The following is a 19,985-nucleotide window of genomic DNA, read 5'->3' as shown; positions in this document are numbered from 1 at the left end:
TGCGTGGAGGTCGTAGAGGCGGCGTTCGCATCGACGAATCGTTCATCTGAGAAGGACTCACTGCAGAGGGGGCGGTGTGCGCGCTGCGCGAAGGCCGACACACCGATCGAGCCCGCGCGGTCGGCGATCTCGCGAACCTTCACCGCATTCGACTCGTGGAAGGCTCCGACCGAGAAAGGTCTCTGCGCACCGTGCCGGTGGGCGTATCAGACGCCGGAGCTGCGAACCCGAATGCATCTGATCACCACCGCGCCGGCGATGACCGAACTGACGCAGCCGCGCCTGGCCCGGACCTTGTCGGCACCGTTGACGTCGGAGATCGCGCTGGTGGTGCCGTTGCGTCGCCCGGCCCGCAAACACATCCTGCCGCACGCCCGGTGGGGCGGCGTTGCTGTCGAAGACACCTGCTTGCCGTGGTCGGATCGGGATGTCGCAGCAGCTGCCGCGATGCGCCGACTGCGCTCTCACGGCTTCGGCGAACGCATGCTCGGCGAGAGCGCAGCCCCGTATGCAGTGCTTCGCACAGTACCGGCGCGTCGGTGGCCGGCGATCTTCGAGGACTGGGATCACTTGTCCGCGTACCGCCACGTCGACCGATGGTGGACGTTGGCGCTGTTGGCCACCAAACCGCCTCGCAGCAAGGCGCACGCATGACGACGCCGACCGACCGCTGGCTCGCTGCCGCTCCCGCAGGCCTCCCGCAGCTGCACGGTGTGGAGAACGTGGCCGAGCGGCTGCTGTTGCTGTTGCACTACGGCGTGGACTGGGATTCGTGGGTGGGCCGGCGCCGGGCGACGTACTGGACGCAGCATTTGCCGAACCGAGTCCGCGTTGCCACTTATGTCGGAGGAGCCGACCTCGATCGTTGGTGGTCGGTTGTCTCACGTTCGCTCGAATCCGAGCCGCGAACAACCGACGAACGGCTGGAGTTGGCCGCTCTTCTGCGCGCCGAATCGGAGCCGGTCCTGACACTGCTGCGGGAGCGTCCCACGGCCTATGTCCTGCGCACCCGCATCGTGGCCGAATCAGTTGCCGCTGCCCGCGCCGCGAGGAAGGTCAGCTGATGCGTTCGACCGTGAGATGGGATGTCGAACTGACTGCCCTGTCGTCGATCTCGCAGAAAGGCGAGGAGTCGGAAACGACGACGACACTGTTTCGCCGCGAACCGATCCTGCAGCCCGACGGGAGGAAAGTGCTGGTACCGGTCGTGTCGGGGAACTCGCTGCGGGGAGCATTGCGACGCACCGCCGAGGAGTTGTTCCGCGATGTGATCGGCTACGAAAGACAGATACCTCTCTCCGCGGCGCACGCACTGCGCAACGGCGGCAACCTGAGCAAAGTCGCCGGCGACTCACTGACCGGCCGCCGGCGTCAGCGCCTGCGCGAGTTGGTCCCGCCGATCAGTCTGTTCGGAGGAAACGGAGGCGGTGCGCCGCCGATCGACGGATGTCTCAAAGTCGGCAAAGTCGTTCCCCGAGTGAAGGAAACAGAATCGATCATGAGCAGGCCCTACCCGGGAGTGCTCATGTCGCAGTTCGAGCTCATGTCCCTGGAAAGTTACAGCCGCTTCGACGACGCCGGAACCAAGTCTTTCCCTGCGCCCTTCGATGCCGACACCGTGCCCGGTTCGGGAACTTCGGCGCACCAGACGTCGATGTTGATGCGCTTCGAGGTCGAGACGCTGCCCGCAGGAACACATTTCGAAACATTCCTGAGGCTGGACCGGGCAACCGACCGCGACATCGCCTTCTTCAGTGACGTGTGGGAACGATTTTCGCGAGACGGCTTCCTGGGTGGGCGCAGCGCGATCGGGCACGGCAGAGTCCGCGCCGAGTCGGAGCTGACCGTGTTGACCGGCCCCGGCCCGCAGGTCGCGGACTGGCGAGCGGAACTGGAACCGCTTCGAGAAGACGTGATCGAGGCATTGGGGTGGCTGACATGAACGCAGACACCGCCTTCGCTCCCTTCCTGGTCAGGGCCCATCTCTCGACAGGGTTGGCACATGCAAGCCCCTGGGGGATCGCCTTGGACGGCATCCTCGCCGCGGAGCTGTGGGCCGACCACAAAGCAGGCGCCCTCGACCGCGGCGAATACGTGCCGGCGCTCTCGCCGGAGAAGACCCCGCCGGATCTCGAATTGCCTCTCGCGCGCTGCACTCTGGCGGGCGCGGACTGGCATTGGTGCGCGACGTGTTCGTTCCCCGAAGACCCGGCCGGAGATCCGGTGGTGCGGCACTGGGCGAGCAGAACTGATCACCGAGGGCTCGAGGAACTCGCGTCGAGCGTGCCGGCAGTGATCTCGGACCGGCAAGGCCGCTACCGGGCGAGGTACATGCCGTTGATGATCACCAATTCCCGAACTGTCACCTGGCGCGGTGTGGGTGACCTGACGGCCGTCGCGGCGATAGTGTCCGGTCTCGATGTGATTGGGAAGAAACGCGCGCACGGTGAGGGTCGCGTTTTGCGGTGGGAGTTCGAGAACCGTGCAGGTGAGGATCTGTGGGAGTTCTCGCACGAGCACGCTGACGGGACGCTGGGACGCACGACACCGGCATCATGTGTGGCCTCGCGAGATGCGCCGGTCACCTCGGGGTTCGGGTTGGCTGGTGTTCGTCCGCCGTACATGCACCCGACGCGAATGCGCGAACTTCACCTGCCGAGGTAGCGGTATTGGAAGGGGGACTGGTGGCTTGTTACTCGAAACGGGTAACAGGTCGTATTCGTCAAATTTTGCGGCTCACCGGGGGGCTCGACCGGCTGGACCCTGGGTGGTGCGATGAGCGTGAGGATCTGCTTGGGGGCGGCATCGATCTCGGAGAAGGGGTGCCGGACGTCCTCGGGGATCGGTTCGTTGCTGAGGACAGCGGAGACGTAGGCAGGGAGTTCAGCGCGGTCGAAAATCCTGATTCGCTGTTGCGCGAAAAGCTCGTCGGAAGATTCGTGCCGAGATATGGCAATCTTCTGCGCGTCCTTCCATTCTTCGGGCTGCCCAGGTCTCTCTACGCCCATCCAGTCGTCGAGGTAGTGGCGATAGTTCCGCGTGAACCAGTCCTGGCTTTGTGCAAGGGCTTTCATTGTCACGGAGTTGACGAGCAATGAATATGCCGCGCTGGTCGAATCGAACGTGCCAAGCGAGTCTCTGTTGGCATCTTGCATAACTGTCCACTGAGCAAATTGCATGAAGGTCAGCGGGGAAGGCCCTGGTGGCGGTGGCACGTCGTGTGTGGCGACACGGTCGTTTGCCAGGCACGACCAGGGGAGCGCGTACTCACGGATCGCGGCTAGGGGGACATCATCGATTAGCCCCTTGGTACGTGGGAACCGCTTGAGAAATACATCTGCGCTGACAGCAGTGATTCGGTCACCGGAGGGACCGAGGCAGCATCTGTGATCGCTGTACCGGACGCCGCGAGCCGCAGGGTTGTAGAGCGCATAAAGACTCTGCGCTCCGCTCTTGCGGGCGTAGAGGTCGAGTAGGTCGATCTGCTGCATGCCGGAGGATCGAATTTTGTGCTTGATCTTGTACTTCCCGGCCGGATGCGCCTTCGGCGTTTGAAGCTTCTTGGCTTGGATGACGAGCTGAAACCATTTATTCGATCCGTCCGAAATCCACCATTCCCAGTCCGCCCCGTAGCGGGATTCCTCTCTGTGGCTGAAGGCTCCGACGTGGAGTTCGGGAATGGTCTTCGCGAGGTTCAACAAGATCCGCTCGGTAGTTCCTTCTTCACCCTGGCGGATGTTGTGACGTTCTCCATCCCTGAAGTTTCGGCCGGCGCTTTGTGCATTCCTGAACAACGCTGTTGCGAGCCGTGTCATGACTGGGCCAGGCGCGGAAGAAGTTGGAGTCGGCACGTGTATCCCATCGGTCGGTTGTGGGCCGCCGGACAAGGGTTGCCGGCGTCAGAGGATCGCATGTCCGGGCGCGAACGCTTAGAAATCTACCGGTCGTTTTGCAGTACACAGAAGTGTACTGATCTGGTAGGACGCCGCTTCGCGTCCACGATGTGAAAGTCGAAAAGGGTGGCCGGCCGTCCGCTCCGGTTCACGCAGTCCAGGTCCCTCGCTACCGTTCGCCCATCAATCCGAGAGGCCGATGTGTAGAGGAGATGTGGTTTCGATGACCATCACCGAGATTCACCCAGGCGATATCGCTGGGAATGTCGATTGGCAGGAGCGAGCTGTGTGCCAACGTACTGATCCCGAAGCATTCTTTCCGGAACCCGGAGAAGCTGTCCGGCCGGCGAAACGGGTCTGCGCAGGATGCGAGGTTCGTGTCGACTGCTTGGCATTCGCATTGGCGAACGACGAGCGTTTCGGTGTCTGGGGTGGGTTGACCGCCTCGGAGCGGCGCCGTCGCTACCCGCGGGTGCAGCCGTGACCACCCACGTGGACTTCACCCATACCTCGTACGCGGAGGCCGCGAAATATGCCGATTCCATCAAACTCGCTCGGTACATCTGGGATCGAGGGATTTGCGGCACAGAGCTCCTCCGCCTCAGTGGAGCTACCCGCCGAGCACTCGCCAAAGCGGCTGTTGTGAACCCGCCTTGTACCTCGGAAACGTGGGCGACGGTGGCGGATCTTGTGTCAGAACAATCAGCGTGGGCGGGCGTTCACCCAGATGATCCGGGTTCTGTTCCGTTGCACGCAGACGAGCATGAGGCGCGGATTTCGTGGATCCGGCCAGCAAGCGAAATCGGTCCCTCGCGTGGGTGATCTTCTGTTCATGGCAGGAGCCTCGATGACATGCCTGTTGGGCGTTGCCGGCCTCATGGTTGCCCTTCGAGGGGCTAAGGATGCGACTGACGAAGACGAAGTGCTCGGGCCTGGAGCAGAGTTGATCCAGGAAATGCGATGAACGACTCGCAGCTCACGCTTTTCGACATTGAACTGGGCGATGTTGTTGCTGTTCGCGAGTGGACAGAGCGCATGATCCCGGCGATGTGGACTGCACCGTGGGATTGCGCAGGCGGGATACAGAAGGGCGCAGTACTGAGCGGATGGCAGTGTCCGGCCTGCCGAGTCGTCGAGCCCAACGCGTATCTGCTCGACAACAATCACGGGATAGACCCTGAGCGGCCGGGACGAGAAGATCGGCTGACTCGGTGCCTGCGTATGGAGCTACGTGAAAGTACGGCTGATGATCGGAGGGCTCAGTAAATGTCGAGCGGTCTCTCCCGCAAACCGCGCGAAATCAGAACGATCGCACGCAGAGTGGAGACATAAGTCCCGCTATGGGAGAGCGGTAGCGACTGGCCAACCCGCTGAGACAAGTGGTGTTGATCTACCGCAGGCTCGCCGCCTCGCCGAAACCGAGGTGGTCACCGGAGCCGGTCCAAGACAACGGCGGCCCGCTACCCAGCCTGTGCAAGGCAAGGGGGCCGGTGCGGGCCCACTGCACACGCCTACGTGGAGGCTGGACGCTCCGGCATCTTCATCATGATCAGCTCCGCACCGTCCTTGTAGCGGTACGCCCACTGACCGTCCTTCGTCATCACCGTGCCGGCCTGGCCCTCGTCCGGGGCCGGGCTCCACCCCTGAGTCTGATCCGGTTCTGCAGTCTCGCTCATTTCACTATTGTCTCAACCTCCGAAAACCGGCCGAAACCAGTACAAACCAGCGCACAGTGGACGGTATGAGCGCCACCGCCGGAAAGCCAGTGCCGCCGATGCTCGCCACTCTCGGGCAGCCCCCGACAGGGGAGCGCTGGGCCTTCGAATCGAAATGGGATGGCCAAAGAGCAATAGCAACAACAGGTTCCGTGCATCCGATGCTCTGGTCGCGCAACGGTAACAACATCAGCGCATCATTCCCCGAGATCGTCGATGCACTCCGCTCGGTGCTCGAACACCGAGAAACCGTCCTCGACGGGGAAATCGTCGCCCTCGGACCGGACGGTGTGCCGTCCTTCTCCCTGTTGCAACGCCGGATGCACGTGCTCAGACCCACCGCACAGCTCCGCAACGAGGCCGTGACCTCGTATTACGTGTTCGACGTCCTCGACATCGACGGCACATCAACCAGCGATCTGCCCTATCTCGAGCGCCGCGAGGCGCTCGCCAATCTCAGTCTCGAACACCCGCGCATCAAAGTCCCACCGCACTGGCTCAACGTCGACGGACCGACCATGCTCGAGGTGGCGCGCAAACACCATCTGGAAGGTATCGTGGCCAAGAACATCTCCTCGATCTATCAGTCCGGCAAGCGATCTCGCGACTGGATCAAAACGCCTCTGAGAGCTAATTGTGAGGCCGTAGTGTGCGGCTTCCTCCCCGGCTCGGGAGGTGCGGCAGGAGGAGTCGGATCGTTGATCCTCGGCGCTCACGACGATTCAAGGGTCCTCAGATATATCGGAAACGTTGGTACGGGTCTGACCGATCGACAGCGGCGCGAACTACGAGACAAGCTCGTCGAACTCCATCAGCCGATCAGCCCGTTCACTATCGAGCCGCCGCGAGCGGTCACCCGCAATGCATCCTGGTCGAGGCCGATCCTTGTCTGCGACGTGGAATACCGCGAGTACACCGGTGGCAGCCTTCGGCACCCATCCTTTCGAGGGCTGCGCAACGACAAGACCGCCGATGAGGTCAACGTACCGGGTCGTCACTGAGTCACTGCAACAGTGCAAATCAGAAAGATTCGCTGATGGACAATTTGGTGGTTGTATTGGAGCCCGTTTCCGCAGCCTAAGTAAACGACGGGATCATCTACGAGCCAGGATGTACCAAACCAGAATGGCCAGGAGGGATGCCAGCGAGCAATACGCGAGGAAGCCTCCCATATCAATCCAGGTGCGTTCACCGAAGGGTCCTGGGCTTTATCAGCGAAACCTGGACTTCACGACTGCTGCGTCGGGCGAGGTGGATCCACCACACAGCAACATTGCCCACGCTCCATCCCAGCAGTAGCCACCGAAGCGCCCTGTTGGCTTTGTCGACTGAAGTTCGGTCCTCACTGCGTTGGCGCATGATTTAGTCTCCATCGTCGGCCGGAATACAGCACCTTTCGAATACTGCACATCCGCCAGTCGACCTCCCCGGCCGCCACTGATCGCCACCGGATATGACGAAGCCGCCGGCCCCGAAAAGGGTGTCCAGCGGCTTCACAGGGTCGGTGCCCGTCTTGCGCCTCTCGGCAAGTGGCCGCTCGAAGCGGCATTTCTGGGGTGGTACCCGGGGCAAAGAACCGAACACCGACAGCCTCTACAACGAGACGATGCGCGAACTTATTCCGCGCTGCTGACCAGCAAAGAAGGTCATTTTCGGGTGATGATCGAGCGCAGTACGAAACGGAAGACAACCGCGGTGCCGGCTCCGACCACAACGCCGGCCACCACTTCGGCAAGGAGAACCCCGACCGTGACACCGAGGACTGTGGCGGACGCGACCGCCAACGCGACATCGGCAGGTGCCGGCCGGGGACCGTTGATCGCACAACCCCTTTCCCTGCTTGTGATGTATTTGCTGAGATCATCACACGCCATGCGAGCGTGGAAGTAGGACCCACGCTGTTCAATGGGATAGGAACCGACTACGAGGAGGTCAGGCCATGTGCGGGCGCTACGCCAACCGAAGCTCAGGTAAGGAATTGCAGTCGTTTTTCGACACGATGCAGACTGTCGGCGACGAACTGCCCCCGTCGTACAACGTCGCACCCACTCAGCCCGTCCGCGTGATCCTCGAACGAACCCCACGCGAGGAACCCGGCGCCGAGCCCCAGCGCCAGCTCAGGACGGTCAAATGGGGCTTGCTCCCTGCTTGGTCAAAAGACCGGAAGATGGCGTCCAAGCTGATCAACGCCCGCAGTGAAAGCGTCACGGAGAAGCCCTCATTCAGAAGTAGTGCTTCCAAAAGGCGTGCCATCATCCCGGCCACGGGATACTACGAGTGGATGAAAAGTGAAGCAGGGTCGAAGGTTCCCTATTTTCTTCACGGCGAGGACGACATTCTCGCGATGGCCGGGCTCTACGAGTTGTGGCCCGATCCTGAACTGCCCGAAGATGATCCGAACAAGTGGGTATGGACCTGCACAGTCTTGACTCGGCCAGCCTCAGATTCCTTGGGACACATACACGACAGGTCCCCGCTGATTCTGCCTGAATCGTTCTGGGAACACTGGCTCGATCCGAATCTCACCGACAAAGGTGAAGTCCAGGCCATGATCAACTCCGTTCCGGAGTCGCACCTCGAACCGTACGAAGTCTCGACCGCGGTGAACTCTCCGAGGAATAACGATCCGAGTTTGCTGGAGCCGATCGCTGGACCGGCGTAAAACCCAACCGCTCCCGACTCTGTTTTTATCGAACCTGTGTTCGAGTATCCTGGTGGGCGGGAAGTGCGTGCGGATCCAGGAAAGCGGGGCGACGATGAACCAAAAGCCCCACTCGTCAGCAACAACAGTGCTGACCAAGGCGGAAAAGCTCGAACAGCTACGCCGCAAGATGGCCTCGATCCCTGCCCGCGCGGACGGCACCGAACCAGCTACTCCGTCGGTGATGCTCAAACCCGTAGGCGAGCGTGAGCCAACTCCGATCGTGGCCACCGCGCAATCGACTCTCCGGATGCTTCCCGTTCCGGAGCCGATCGGTGATCTGCTCCCACGCGGGGGGTTGGCACGAGGGACCGTCGTCAGTGTCGACGGCGCAGCCTCGGTCCTGATCGGCCTACTCGCCACCGTCACCGCTGCCGGTGGGCACGTGGCGGTGATCGGAATGCCCGGTCTCGGACTTCTCGCCTTCCACGAGCAAGGGGGCGACTTGGCGAAGGTCGCGCTCGTGCCGCAGCCCAAGGATGCTGGAATCGACTGCGCCGCAATTCTGTTGGAGGGTTTCGACGTGGTTGTCCTGGGCCTCTCTGGTGGCGCTGTAACGCCCTCTCGCGGAAGGGCTGTGGCCGCGCGTGCGAGGAGTAAGGGATCGCTGTTGATTGTCACTGAAGGGCAATGGGACGGTCCGGATCTGCGGATCTCGTCGCGGGTGGCCGGATACACAGGACTCACGGCGGGGAGAGGGCGTGTGACAGGGGTTCGGCTCGACGTCGCGGCCGTCGGCAAAGGATTTCAACAACGCACCGGCAGCCTGGAGATCCGGGACGAGAGCGGACAGCTCCGCTGGGCGACCGTCGACGACACCGCCCTCGCATCGACACCGCCATTGAGGGCTGCACAGTGATCAACACTGACCACTGGACCGAACGCTGGCCCGATCACCCCGTGATCAGGACATTCGACGAGCCGAGGGCAGTGAAAGTCGACATCGGCCGCGCGCTCCCGCTCGGGCGTGGGGGAGCATCACGCGCCGATCACGTGAGCATGCGGGTGAAAACGTCCGCGCTGTACATGTCCGGATACCTGGACGGAATTTTGAGGTACTGGGCGGGAAAATGCACGATGGCCAATGGTTGGCTTGTAGACAGACTTTGCGGTTGACCATTGACCACATCTGCAAATGTGGGTGGGTGAAGCTTTGAGGAGACGAGACTTTCGGTAGACGATGCCATCACGTCGGTTTCAGACTCCGAGAGTCCGGACGACATGGTGTGCATCGCGGCCCACCCCACGTAGGGACGCGGACGAGAGGCTTCGTTGCCATTCCAGTCCCACGTACCCGAGCCCGGGGTGGGTGGTGGACAGACCTTTCTTGTGGCGGGGACGGCCGGTGTCGGTGAGTGCCCCTAGTTCTGTGAGGTAGTCCAGGTTGGGGGTGTATCCGGTGGCGAGGATGACCGCGTCGACGGTTGTTGTGGTGCCGCCGGGCCAGAAGGCTTGGTTTCCTTCGAGTTTGGTGAACATGGCGCGGCGTTGCGGTGCGTCGGCGGTGAGCGCGGCGCGGTAGCGGCCGGTGTCGAACACCGGCGACGTCGGTGGCCGCGAGAGGAGATGCCCGATCGGGAGGGTGTCGATTCCGGTGTACTTGAACCAGAAATGCATGTCGCGACGTAGAGGGCGTTGCGGCGCGAATGTCACGGGTTTTCGGCTGGCCAGGATCACATCGGCTGTTTCGGCGAGCTCGGCAGCGATCTGTACTGCCGAGTTCCCGGCTCCGACGACGATGACGTTCTGCCCCGTGTAGGTGGTGGGTTCGCGGTAGTCGGCGGCGTGCACAACAGTCCCGGTGAAGGCATCGAGCCCCTTCAGTGCGGGAATGTGGGGAGTGCCGAATCCTCCTGTGGCGGCAATGATTCGAGGGGCAGTGAAGATGGATCCGCTGTCGGTCCGGACGGTGAACTGGCCCTCGCTGGTGGTGACCGTGTCGGCTCGCTCGTTGACGTGGAAATCCACATCGAGAGTCTTCGCGTAACGCCGGAGATAGTCGACGACTTCGTCGCGGCCGGGATAGCGGTCACCGTCGCCGCCGAACGGTAAACCGGGGAGGGAGCTGTACTTTGCTGGTGAAAACAAAGTGAGGCTGTCGTAGTACTGCGGCCAGGATCCGACAGGTTCGCTACCAGCTTCGACGATTGCGGTGTCGAGCCGCTGGCGGCGCAGATGATGCGCTGCGGCCAAGCCGGACTGACCGCCCCCGACGACGATCGCGTCGTAGTGCGTCATGAGAGTTCTCTTTCGGTCAGGAAGTGATCGGAATCGTTGTGATGGTGCGGAGGGCGGGGATGGTTGCTGCGCTGATCACCGCGCCGACCAGGGCGATCGCTCCAAGGACGAGGTAGGCGTGGGCGTAAGTACCGGTCCAGGTGGAAAGCACGGCGCCGGCCCACGGCGCCAAGGCCATGACGATGACGATCGGCGCGGACATCAGCCCGTTGAGGCGCCCGTAGTGTTCACCGCCCCAGCGGTCGGTGATGGCGGTGGCCTGTATCAACGTGAAGATGCCGCGGACCAGTCCGGCGCCGACGGCGATGCCGATCAACGCCGCCGCCGAGCTCGCCAGACCTAACCACGCGGTGCTCAGGGCGGCAACGACGATGACCGATACCGTGCGTACGCGGACACTGGTTTTCGCTGCGAGCGGTAGGTAGAAGATGCGGCCGATGACCTGACCGGCGCCGCCCAATCCGAGAGTGAGTGCGGCGAGGCTGGGACTGAAACCGCGTTCGATCAGCAGCGGTACGAGGTTGAAGACGCCGGCGGATGCGGCGAAGGCAGCTGCAGCGAGGGCGACGAGCAGAGCAAGAAATGGGATGCTGCGGGAGGTGCGGTGATAGTCGCCGGGCTGCGCATGGGGTAGCCGGTCGGGGTTGGGCCATCCGCCACGCAAACCCCAGATATGTCCGGGGATGGTGATCACAGCCAGTATGACCGCGAGGATCAGGTAGGTTGTGCGCCAATCGAATCGATCGGCCAGAGCGACAGACAGCGGCGCGAAGACGGTACTGGCCAGACCCGCGGCGAGGGTGAGAATCATCAGTGCTTTGACGTAGTTGTCGCCGTACCAGCGAGTCAGTGCGGCGAATGCCGGTGGATACAGCACCGCGCCCATCGCGATTCCGGCGAACACCCAACCCGCGAAAAACAGTGGGAGGGTGTGAGCTGTCGCGATGACCACCAGTGCGGGTACAGCGAGTACAGATCCTGTGGTCATGACCCAGCGGGGCCCGTGGCGATCGAGGATCCGTCCCACCGGTATGCCGACGGCGGCGGCGGCGAGTTGGCTGACCGAGAACGCCGCCACGATCACAGCGCTCGACCATCCGGTATCGCGGGAAATGGCTACCGACAGAACGGGAAACGCGTAGTACAGAATCCCCCAGCTGGTGATTTCGGTCAGACACAGCGCCACCAGGACCCGCCGCAGCCCCGACGGATCGAGGCTGACGGGGCGAGGCGGATCTTCGATGGTCGTCATCGGCTGTGCCCTATCCGCAGGAGTTGGAACTGCCGGAGGGACTGGACAGCGAGATCAGCTCCGGAGCAGGTGCGGCGCAGCAGCCACCCTCGGATTCCGCGGTATCGGGTTCGTCGAAAACACCAGCGCCGCCGCAGACTCCGGTTTCCGGGAGGATCAACTCCACCCGGGCGGCGGCCTCGTGATCGCCGGCGAGTTCGGCGGCGATGCTGCGTACCTGCTCGTACCCGGTCATCGCCAGGAACGTCGGCGCGCGGCCGTAGCTCTTCATCCCCGCCAGGTACATACCCGGTTCGGGATGGCGAAGTTCTTTCGCGCCGTGCGGATAGACCGTGCCGCAGGAGTGGACGTTCGGGTCGATCAGAGGCGCCAACTGTGTCGGGGCCTGCAGCACGGGGTCGAGGCCGAGTCGGATTTCCGACAGCCACGACAAGTCGGGGCGGAATCCGGTCAAGGTGACGACGTTGTCGACGTTCTCGATCCGGGTGCCGGCATCGGAGACCAGTGCGAGCTGACCATTGTCGGCGGATTCGACGGCGGCGGTGCGGAAACCGGTGACCACGGTGAGAAGTCCGTCGTCGACAGCCTTCTTCGCGCGGAGTCCGAGTGCGCCGCGAGCGGGCAGCTCGTCCGACTCACCGCCGCCGAACGCGGAACCGATAGCCCCGCGGCGAACAGCCCACGTGATGCGCGTACCGGGGGCTTGCTTTTCGAGTCCGGCTAGCGCGACGATGGCAGTCAGTGCGGAATGGCCGCTGCCTGCGATGACGGTGTGTTTCCCGGCGAACTGGGCACGGATCGCCTCGTCGTCGAGGTCGGGCACACGGTAGGTGATCGCGGCAGCGGCAGCCCTCTCGCCGAGGGCGGGCAGTCCTTCCCCGCCGAGCGGGTTCGGGGTGCCCCAGGTGCCGGAAGCATCGACGACGGCCTGGGCGAAGACGCGGTCCTCGCTGCCGTCGGCGCGGCGCAGGTGGATGGAGAGAGGTTCGGTATCGCGGCCGGCGTCGACGACCAGGTCGCGGCCACGTCGGGCGACGCCGATCACCTCGGTGTCGAACTGCACCGCATCACCGAGGGCGGCGGCGAGGGGTTCGAGGTAGAGCTGACGCCACTGCTGTCCGGTCGGGTACGCATCTACGTCGGGAGCGCTCCACCCGTTCTGCTCGAGCAGACACTGCGCGGCGGGATCGACGAGTTCGGACCAGCGGGAGAAGAGCCGGACGTGATTCCATTCGGCGATCGCCGTACCGGCGACGGCGCCTCGCTCAAGCACCAGCGGCGTGAGTCCTCGTTCGCGCAGTTGCGCGGCGGCGGCGAGGCCGATCGGTCCAGCTCCGATCACGACAACGGGTAGTTCGGTCATCACAAATTCCTTTCATCGACAATGATCGATCTTTAATTCGAACTGTATCGATATCAGTCGATGAATGCAACCATCGACGAAGGTCGATATAGTGTGTGCATGACATCGCTGCAGACCCCGACGGTGCGCGTCGGCGATTCGGACCCAGGTGCGGTCGACTCGAATGTGCTCGAGCAAGCTGACGCCGACACCTACGCGCAGTGGTTCGCGTGCCTGGCCGAACCGATGCGGGTGCGGCTGCTGCACCGCGTCGCGAGCGCTGCTGGCGGCATCACGATCGGGGCTCTCGCCGAGGCGTTGGGGATCGGGCAGCCCACGGTCTCCCACCATGTACGTAAGCTCGCCGATGTGGGATTCGTCAGCCTGCGCAAAGAGGGGACCAGCACCGTTGTCGCGATGAATCCGACGTGCTGCGTCGCGTTGCCGCAGGCCGCCGACATCGTGATGGGAGTTCTCGCGCCGCGGCCGTGCTGCCCGAGCGATCTTCCTGACGATGTCGCCGTCCGGGTCATGTCCGATGACGACTGGGACGCCGTTCTGCGGATCTACGGCGAAGGGATCGCCACGCGCAACGCCACTTTCACCACCGAAGTCCCCAGCCGGGAGTATCTCGATGCGCAGTGGCTGCCGAATCATCGCTGGGTCGCCACCATCGACGATGTCGTCGTCGGCTGGGCTGCCCTGAGTTCGACCTCCGGGCGGGACTGCTACCGCGGAGTCGCCGAAAATTCCGTCTATGTCGCCGACGGGATGCGCGGGCGAGGTGTCGGAAAAGCGTTGCTACGCAAGCAAGTCATGGCAGCGGACGCGGATGGGCTCTGGACCCTGCAGACGTCGATCTTCCCTGAAAATCGCGCCTCCGTCTCCCTGCATCACTCGGCAGGGTTCCGCACCATCGGGATCCGCGAGAAGATCGCCCAACTCGACGGGATCTGGCGCGACACAGTCCTGCTCGAACGCCGAACGGCAGCGGATTCCTGATTTTCTGAACCGCCAATCGAAGCATTTTTCGGCAATCGATCCGCCATATGTGATCAGCAACTCGAAGCAACCCCTTAGCTCGAGTGCAGAGTGAATCTGCTGAGACGTGATTCCCGCTGTAACTGGCAAATTATTCGTGGGCTGGTGTCACGTCCTCCTGCAGTGAGTTCTTGAGGGCTCGGGATCAGCGGCTTCACAGCAGAGCGGTCACCGTCGGGGATGTACGTGCAGACGAACTGGAGCGGGTGAAACTGAAAGTCTTCGCGAGTCGCCGATCGGAGTGTGCAACGCCGCCTGCATCTACATGCCGGTTGAGTATCACATCTGCTGCTCTCGCTTGCCTGTCACTCGGCTGCCCGGTAGCTCGATTGGGCAGGACTGTGCAGATTGTTGCTGAAAAGCGGTCGGTCCATGCCAGGGGTGCGGAGGTCGAGCGAGGACGGCTAGACCACGGGTTGCGCGGCGTCCTTGTCGAGAATTCCGTCTCTCTCCCACGGCCACGTCATCAGAGCCCAGATGATGAATACGATTGTCATCCCAGAAAACAGATACACCGGCCACGGACCCATCAGGTCCAGCAGCGATGCGGTGGAAGGTTTGGCGTTGAGAAAGCCGTAATTGGTATCGGCGATGCGATTGAAGATGAAAGTGACTATCGCCCATGTCAGCGTGACCAGTACCGCGAAGCGGTAGCTGCGCCATGTAGGTCGCATTCTCCGGCCCCACGTGAGATAGATCGCGGCCCAGACGACAAACAGGTGAATCGCCCAGAAGGCAAGAAACTCGTAACCGGGGAAGTCGGGCCCGGCCAGAGCCGGTGAAATCAACGCCTGCGTACTCAATACAAGCCCCCAGTAGTAGGTGAGGGCGAACGGCCAATGTCGGTGCGACCACAATGCGTAGATCGCGGACACTGTCGCGAGATCGGTGAGTTGTAAGGGTACGGATCCTCCTAGCGTGGGTGAGGACAGCGAGTAGAGCACCGCCGAGCCGTATATCACCGCCAGTATTCCGCCGAGGGCGCGGCTGAGGTGGCGAGCTTGCGCTTCGGTCTGTCTACGTCCCGCCCAGATCAGAAACACCGAACCCGCGACAAACAGAGCGATGGCTGCCCAATGCGATGGGCCGTACGCCGAGAACTCGGGTTGTGCAGAATACACATCTCTCACTTCCTCAGCGCCGCCGAACGCACTGTTCCATAACAACCTTCGCAGATAGCTGTCCCAGTTCGGAAGTGCCGTTCTCCGGCTTAGTTGACGATGATCGTGTCCGCGGTGCGAGAAAGGGCGTAGCTGTGCAGTGGCTTCTGAGCAGGTCGTTGCACGACCGAGCCATCGACGATGGAGTATCGGCTGCCATGACATGGGCAGTTGATCGTTCCATCGCTGACCTCGGAGACTACGCATCCCTGGTGGGTACATACCGCAGAGAAGGCTTGGAACACGCCTTCCTGCGGCTGGGTGATCACGACTTGCTCGTCCGCCAGAATGACTCCGCCGCCGACAGGAACCGCTGATATCGGAACCTCGGCACTGCCCAGGGTTACGCCGGGTGCATTGCTGTTGTTCTGGGTGCTACATCCGGCAACGGCGAGACAAGTTGTCGCGCAGGCTGTGAGGAGGACCGTTCTGCGCCCGACCTTGATGTCGGATGGATCGATCGTGCTCATGCGGGGACCACCAAACCAGTGAGAAACATCAGGAGTATTCCGACACCGACGCCGACGAGAACCATCGGATCCAGATCCGAGCGGCCTTGTGTGCGCAAGGACGGTGCAATTTGGATGACGACCTGGATGATTGCGCCGACCCCGACTCCGAGCAGCAACGCAGATACTTCACGGTTGTCGACGCCCGCCCCGATAACAGCACCGAGAATTGCCGGCGCACCCGCGATCAATCCCAACCCCAACAAGGTCAACAGGGGGGTACGTCGCCGAGCCAACGGTGCGATGATCGCGAGTCCCTCTGTTGTGTTGTGCAGGGTGAATCCGATAACGAGGAACGCGCCGAGCGCAAGCTCACCTACCGCATACGCGGATCCGATCGCGAGGCCTTCTCCGAGATTGTGCAATCCGATGCCGATGGAAATCATCAGTGCCAGTCTGAGTTCGGATGCACCTGTCGTACCGGCTGGGCGTCTTCCGCGTAGGTAGCGGTCGATGCACGTGAGCGTCAGGAAGGCGATCGCCGCGCCGAGAACGACGAGAGTGCCGCCGCCGAAGGCTCCGCTCGAGGCTGCTGCCAGCTTGAACCCCTCGCTCGTGCCGTCGAAGATCAAAAAGGCGAGCAGACCGACCGTGACGGCCAGCACGAATCTGACTGCCCTGACGCCGGCGCCCCGCATCACAGGTAGCAAGAGCATCCCGAGCAGGACCGGGATGACTCCGACGTATGTGCCCAATAGAGCCATCAAGCCGAAGAACGCCACTCCCGGGACGGGAGTTGCTACGGCAGCGGGAATTTCGTGTTCGATGACCAACCCTGTGGAGGTGAGCATCGAGACGAGGTACGGCTGTCCGGTGATCCACGGGTAGTCGAGGGTGATCGTCTGGGACTCGAGTCTGCCGATGGGATCTGCAGCGCCTACCAAATCGACGAATGTGTCGTTCACGGCAACTTGCGCGACGGTCACCGCGTCGGGGCCGGTGTTGCGTAGCGTCAACGTGATTCGGCCTGGTTCGAGGGCCGTTCGTTCGACGGAGATGTTCTCGATCGGTGGGCCGGTGCGTTCGGGGAGGCTTTGTCCGGCGAGCATTGCCAGCGCAGTCAGGGCGATGACGATGATCGCGAGTACTGCGGCGCCTCGGAGCCAAAGGCCGGTGCGAGATGCGCCTGTTTGATCGGACTCTGTATGCGCGGAACCCGCAGTGTCAAAGGAATTCTCATGAGTGCTCGTAGGAGAGGGAGGATCTGGGGTGCCGGTCATTCGGTCACCTCGAAGAATCCCATCCAGCCCAGATCGGCGAATTCGGTCTTGTGGGCGTGGAACATGTACTTGCCCAGGTAGGGAAAGCGCAGTTCGCATATTCCGCGCTGACCTTGGGCCTGGATGATCGTGTCCGTGAATTCGCTGGACTCGAGCCGAGTCCCGGTCGGGTAGTAGTCGAAGAAGTTCCCGTGCACGTGGAAGCTGTTGATCGGATCGTATTCGAGGACGTTGACCAGGTAGATGCGAACCAGCTCGCCTCGTTTCACCTGTACCGGTTCGTGCATGTGATGGAACGGGATGCCGTTGACCGCGTAGAGCTGGTTTCCTTGCCCGTCGAATGTGGTGTTGTAGCCGTGCATCACCATCACCATTTCGTCAGCCGCCGGGCGCCCCTGAGCTGGATCGACGATGAATGTGCCGTACATGCCGCGGGCAATGTGCTCTGCAAGTGGATTGACGTGGCAGTGATAGAGATGCAATCCGAAAGGGGTTGCATCGAATTCGTAAGTGAATGATTCGCCCGGCTCGATGATGCCCCGACCTACCCCGGGAATTCCGTCCATGTCAGCGGGATGGATTCCGTGAAAGTGCATCGTGTGAGGGTGCGCGGAACCGTTGACGAACCGCACCCGGAGCCGGTCTCCCTCACTGCATCTCAAGGCGGGACCTGGAATGCGGGAGTTGAAGGTCCACGCGGGAAAATAGACTCCGGGTGCTACCTCGATCTCCTCGTCGGCTGCGAAGATCTCCCACTCGCGTAGCGTTCGACCGTCAGGCAATTCGGAAGTCGTCCCGTAGTCGAAGTCACGCAGCATTGCCGTGGGATGAAACCCGTTGGCAGTGTGGTTCACCTGCTGACCGGCCCGAAAGGTCGCACCGCTCGTGCCGCCGTGACGGACTCCGCCGTCTCCGTCAGGTGCGGCGGTACCCGGGTTGGTGTTTCCGGGATGCTCGGTAGGCGATGCGCCCGCAACTCTTCCTGCGTTCATCATGAGTCCGGCTGATCCGGCGAGCGCCCCACCGATCAACAATTGTCGCCGCGACGGTGCGCTCATGGCCACCCGACCGAAGCATCGACATTCCTGGCAGTCAAAAGAGTCACACCTCAAAGTTTGTCATGCCGAACTTTATTTTCATAGCCCCCAAACTATCCGAACGCATTCGACCGAAAACAGGCGGACCGCGGAAATTTTCGACGAGTGGGGCGTCGTGGTTTCGCCACCTCGAACCGCAGAAGTTCGCAGAGATGGACTGCTTCCCTGTCGACAGCGCTCCGGCTCCCTCCTCGCTCGAATCAGGTCACACGGATTGCGGACGCTGAATCTCACGTTCGGACCCGCGCGCGGATTCGAACAGCAGCGACACGGCGACCAGGATGAATCCACAGGTGAGGTAGGTATCGGCAAGATTGAAGGTGGGCCACCAGCCGGTGTGGAAGTAGTCGGTGACCTTCCCGTCGAGGGCTCGGTCGACCACGTTGGAGGCAGCTCCGGCGACAATCAGAGCGAAACCGATCACGGCCACCCCGCGACTTTGCGGGACACTCCGCCAGGCGTATACGGCGATTCCCATGGTGGCGAGGCCGGTAAAGGCGATGATGACGGCACTCGGCAGCTGATTGCCCAGGCTGAAGGCGACACCACTGTTGTAAGCCAGCCTCAAACTGACGACGCCCAGATCCATCTCGTTGGCCCCGGACAGGTGCTTCCGCGCAACGGGCTCAATCGTCAGGGCGACGACGACCGAAACGAGCACCGTCGTAGCGAAGAGAATTCGTTTCTTGCGATGGGGGGATTTGTCGTTCGTGGTCACCTCGTTGGTACTCACCACGGAAGCTCCTGGCAACGCCCGTCACCCGCGGCGGGTTCTACCTGCAGGGTCGCGTGAACGAGATTGAACTGGGTGGCCAACAGATCCTGGGCAGCAGCGAGAACCTTGGTCGGATCGGACTCCTCGTCGATCGTCAGATGCGCCGACGCAACTTCCATGCCCGATGTGAGCGTCCAGATGTGAAGGTCGTGGGCGTCCTTGACCCCGGGGATCCCCTGCAAGGCTTGCGTCACCTCGGTGATGCTCACGCCGGCGGGGGCGTGCTGGAGCAGGATCCGCAGGGCATGGCGGCCGAGATTGTAGGCACGCGGTAGGACGAACAAGCCGATCGCAACACCGATCACCGGATCCGCGTACCGCCATCCGAAGATCAGTGTGACCAATCCGCTGATCAGGACTCCAACGGACCCGAGCATGTCAGCCATGACCTCGAGATAGGCGCCCCGGACGTTGATGCTTTCCTTCGCCCCGCTGCGAAGGAGCAAGAATGCCGCGATGTTCATCACGAGGCCGACGACAGCGACAATGCTCACCGGGAGTCCAGGGACCTCAGGCGGATCGGAAAGTCGACCGAGAGCTTCGTAGAGAACCCATCCGGCGACACCGAACAGGAGTAGGGCATTGAACAAGGCAGCGAACACCTCCGCCCGGTACATACCGAACGTGCGATCCGGGCGCGATCGCGCTCTTTGCGCAAGCAAGATAGCGGTCAATGCCATGAGGATGCCGAACACATCGGTGAAGACGTGTGCGGAGTCGGAGAGCAGGGCGAGCGATGACGTGGACAACCCCACGATGACTTGCGTGACGAACGTGACCAGACCGAGCCCGACGGCTATCCATAATTTGCGGACATGTTTACCCGATGCACTCGCAGCTTGTTCCGCAACGCCGTGCCCATGGCCGTGACCCATCTCGATATGCCCTTCTCGCCTATGACTGGAGCGTCGTATTCTCATATGCGCATATTTGCCAACGAGAGAGTTTCAGTAAACCCTGGCTGAAGCACCCATGCAACTATCCGTCATAGTATTTTGGTCCGGAGCGCCGATCGCGCGGGCGAGATCCACAATGCTGAGAG

General features: G+C 62.2%; 23 protein-coding genes. 11 read left to right on the top strand and 12 right to left on the bottom strand.

Annotation, left to right across the window (positions count from 1 at the left end; translation table 11 throughout):
- The first annotated feature begins 3 nt into the window (after positions 1 to 3).
- Genes M1L53_RS26560 through M1L53_RS26545 form a run of 4 tightly spaced genes read left to right on the top strand, consistent with a single transcriptional unit; the run spans position 4 to position 2,664 of the window.
- Positions 4 to 654: a hypothetical protein gene (locus M1L53_RS26560; RefSeq protein ID WP_257207812.1), complete on the top strand. Its 651-nt coding sequence runs from the start codon at positions 4 to 6 to the stop codon at positions 652 to 654.
- On the top strand, positions 651 to 1,064 hold the full coding sequence (locus tag M1L53_RS26555) for a hypothetical protein (RefSeq protein ID WP_003941562.1): 414 nt from the start codon (positions 651 to 653) through the stop codon (positions 1,062 to 1,064). Before M1L53_RS26560 ends, M1L53_RS26555 begins: the two co-directional genes overlap by 4 nt.
- The gene (locus M1L53_RS26550; RefSeq protein ID WP_011331662.1) at positions 1,064 to 1,942 is read left to right on the top strand and encodes an RAMP superfamily CRISPR-associated protein; all 879 of its coding nucleotides are present in this window, start codon (positions 1,064 to 1,066) and stop codon (positions 1,940 to 1,942) included. The genes M1L53_RS26555 and M1L53_RS26550 overlap by 1 nt, the downstream gene beginning before the upstream one ends.
- Complete coding sequence (locus M1L53_RS26545; protein WP_011331661.1) at positions 1,939 to 2,664, top strand: hypothetical protein; 726 nt, start codon at positions 1,939 to 1,941, stop codon at positions 2,662 to 2,664. Before M1L53_RS26550 ends, M1L53_RS26545 begins: the two co-directional genes overlap by 4 nt.
- On the opposite strand, the gene M1L53_RS26540 is transcribed toward M1L53_RS26545, so the two are convergent.
- Positions 2,649 to 3,815, bottom strand: coding sequence for a DUF6615 family protein (locus M1L53_RS26540; protein ID WP_003944605.1), 1,167 nt, complete (start codon positions 3,813 to 3,815; stop codon positions 2,649 to 2,651). The two genes, M1L53_RS26545 and M1L53_RS26540, sit on opposite strands and share 16 nt — an antisense overlap.
- Positions 3,816 to 4,116: 301 nt before the next feature.
- Between M1L53_RS26540 and M1L53_RS26535 the strand changes: the two genes are divergently transcribed.
- Complete coding sequence (locus M1L53_RS26535; protein WP_003944665.1) at positions 4,117 to 4,377, top strand: WhiB family transcriptional regulator; 261 nt, start codon at positions 4,117 to 4,119, stop codon at positions 4,375 to 4,377.
- A gap of 476 nt (positions 4,378 to 4,853) precedes the next feature.
- Positions 4,854 to 5,159: a hypothetical protein gene (locus tag M1L53_RS26530; RefSeq protein ID WP_003944672.1), complete on the top strand. Its 306-nt coding sequence runs from the start codon at positions 4,854 to 4,856 to the stop codon at positions 5,157 to 5,159.
- Between the two features lie 245 nt (positions 5,160 to 5,404).
- On the opposite strand, the gene M1L53_RS26525 is transcribed toward M1L53_RS26530, so the two are convergent.
- Positions 5,405 to 5,569 carry a hypothetical protein gene (locus M1L53_RS26525; RefSeq protein ID WP_003944625.1) on the bottom strand — a complete coding sequence of 55 codons (165 nt, stop codon included), beginning with the start codon at positions 5,567 to 5,569 and terminating at the stop codon, positions 5,405 to 5,407.
- Between the two features lie 65 nt (positions 5,570 to 5,634).
- Here M1L53_RS26525 and ligD point away from each other — a divergent pair, with 65 nt between their 5' ends.
- Complete coding sequence (gene ligD, locus M1L53_RS26520) at positions 5,635 to 6,609, top strand: non-homologous end-joining DNA ligase (protein WP_054827435.1); 975 nt, start codon at positions 5,635 to 5,637, stop codon at positions 6,607 to 6,609.
- Positions 6,610 to 7,254: 645 nt separating this feature from the next.
- Here the strand turns inward: ligD and M1L53_RS26515 are convergent.
- Entirely contained in the window at positions 7,255 to 7,392 is a 138-nt protein-coding gene (locus M1L53_RS26515; protein WP_003944609.1) for a hypothetical protein, read from the bottom strand.
- A gap of 155 nt (positions 7,393 to 7,547) precedes the next feature.
- On the opposite strand from M1L53_RS26515, the gene M1L53_RS26510 reads away from it, so the two are divergent.
- From M1L53_RS26510 to M1L53_RS26500, 3 genes are all read left to right on the top strand, one after another.
- Positions 7,548 to 8,270 carry an SOS response-associated peptidase gene (locus tag M1L53_RS26510; RefSeq protein WP_003944653.1) on the top strand — a complete coding sequence of 241 codons (723 nt, stop codon included), beginning with the start codon at positions 7,548 to 7,550 and terminating at the stop codon, positions 8,268 to 8,270.
- A gap of 94 nt (positions 8,271 to 8,364) precedes the next feature.
- Entirely contained in the window at positions 8,365 to 9,168 is an 804-nt protein-coding gene (locus tag M1L53_RS26505; protein ID WP_003944658.1) for a hypothetical protein, read from the top strand.
- On the top strand, positions 9,165 to 9,425 hold the full coding sequence (locus M1L53_RS26500) for a hypothetical protein (protein WP_003944643.1): 261 nt from the start codon (positions 9,165 to 9,167) through the stop codon (positions 9,423 to 9,425). Before M1L53_RS26505 ends, M1L53_RS26500 begins: the two co-directional genes overlap by 4 nt.
- A gap of 81 nt (positions 9,426 to 9,506) precedes the next feature.
- Here M1L53_RS26500 and M1L53_RS26495 read toward each other — a convergent pair whose 3' ends face one another.
- Genes M1L53_RS26495 through M1L53_RS26485 form a run of 3 tightly spaced genes read right to left on the bottom strand, consistent with a single transcriptional unit; the run spans position 9,507 to position 13,162 of the window.
- Positions 9,507 to 10,547 carry an NAD(P)/FAD-dependent oxidoreductase gene (locus tag M1L53_RS26495; protein ID WP_003944645.1) on the bottom strand — a complete coding sequence of 347 codons (1,041 nt, stop codon included), beginning with the start codon at positions 10,545 to 10,547 and terminating at the stop codon, positions 9,507 to 9,509.
- Positions 10,548 to 10,563: 16 nt separating this feature from the next.
- The gene (locus M1L53_RS26490; RefSeq protein ID WP_011331649.1) at positions 10,564 to 11,799 is read right to left on the bottom strand and encodes an MFS transporter; all 1,236 of its coding nucleotides are present in this window, start codon (positions 11,797 to 11,799) and stop codon (positions 10,564 to 10,566) included.
- 10 nt (positions 11,800 to 11,809) lie between these two features.
- A complete protein-coding gene (locus M1L53_RS26485; RefSeq protein WP_003944612.1) occupies positions 11,810 to 13,162 on the bottom strand; it encodes an NAD(P)-binding domain-containing protein in 1,353 nt (450 codons plus the stop codon).
- A 99-nt stretch (positions 13,163 to 13,261) separates the two neighbouring features.
- On the opposite strand from M1L53_RS26485, the gene M1L53_RS26480 reads away from it, so the two are divergent.
- Positions 13,262 to 14,143 (top strand): metalloregulator ArsR/SmtB family transcription factor, encoded by an 882-nt coding sequence (locus M1L53_RS26480; RefSeq protein WP_037131630.1) that lies wholly within the window; start codon positions 13,262 to 13,264, stop codon positions 14,141 to 14,143.
- 443 nt (positions 14,144 to 14,586) lie between these two features.
- Here the strand turns inward: M1L53_RS26480 and M1L53_RS26475 are convergent, their stop codons facing one another.
- From M1L53_RS26475 to M1L53_RS26450, 6 genes are all read right to left on the bottom strand, one after another.
- A complete protein-coding gene (locus M1L53_RS26475; RefSeq protein ID WP_003944610.1) occupies positions 14,587 to 15,303 on the bottom strand; it encodes a TIGR02206 family membrane protein in 717 nt (238 codons plus the stop codon).
- An 89-nt stretch (positions 15,304 to 15,392) separates the two neighbouring features.
- Positions 15,393 to 15,812, bottom strand: a complete 420-nt coding sequence (locus M1L53_RS26470) for a ubiquinol-cytochrome c reductase iron-sulfur subunit (RefSeq protein ID WP_011331647.1) — start codon at positions 15,810 to 15,812, stop codon at positions 15,393 to 15,395.
- On the bottom strand, positions 15,809 to 17,071 hold the full coding sequence (locus M1L53_RS26465) for a ZIP family metal transporter (protein ID WP_011331646.1): 1,263 nt from the start codon (positions 17,069 to 17,071) through the stop codon (positions 15,809 to 15,811). Before M1L53_RS26465 ends, M1L53_RS26470 begins: the two co-directional genes overlap by 4 nt.
- The gene (locus M1L53_RS26460; protein WP_011331645.1) at positions 17,068 to 18,129 is read right to left on the bottom strand and encodes a multicopper oxidase domain-containing protein; all 1,062 of its coding nucleotides are present in this window, start codon (positions 18,127 to 18,129) and stop codon (positions 17,068 to 17,070) included. Before M1L53_RS26460 ends, M1L53_RS26465 begins: the two co-directional genes overlap by 4 nt.
- Before the next feature lie 244 nt (positions 18,130 to 18,373).
- A complete protein-coding gene (gene lspA, locus M1L53_RS26455; RefSeq protein WP_011331644.1) occupies positions 18,374 to 18,901 on the bottom strand; it encodes a signal peptidase II in 528 nt (175 codons plus the stop codon).
- Positions 18,898 to 19,818: a cation diffusion facilitator family transporter gene (locus tag M1L53_RS26450; RefSeq protein WP_003944635.1), complete on the bottom strand. Its 921-nt coding sequence runs from the start codon at positions 19,816 to 19,818 to the stop codon at positions 18,898 to 18,900. Before M1L53_RS26450 ends, lspA begins: the two co-directional genes overlap by 4 nt.
- Positions 19,819 to 19,985: the final 167 nt, after the last annotated feature.

Origin of the sequence: Rhodococcus sp. T9N (assembly GCF_024436645.1) — a bacterium.
GTDB lineage: Bacteria > Actinomycetota > Actinomycetes > Mycobacteriales > Mycobacteriaceae > Rhodococcus_F > Rhodococcus_F qingshengii.
This window is presented reverse-complemented; position numbering and strand designations above follow the sequence as displayed.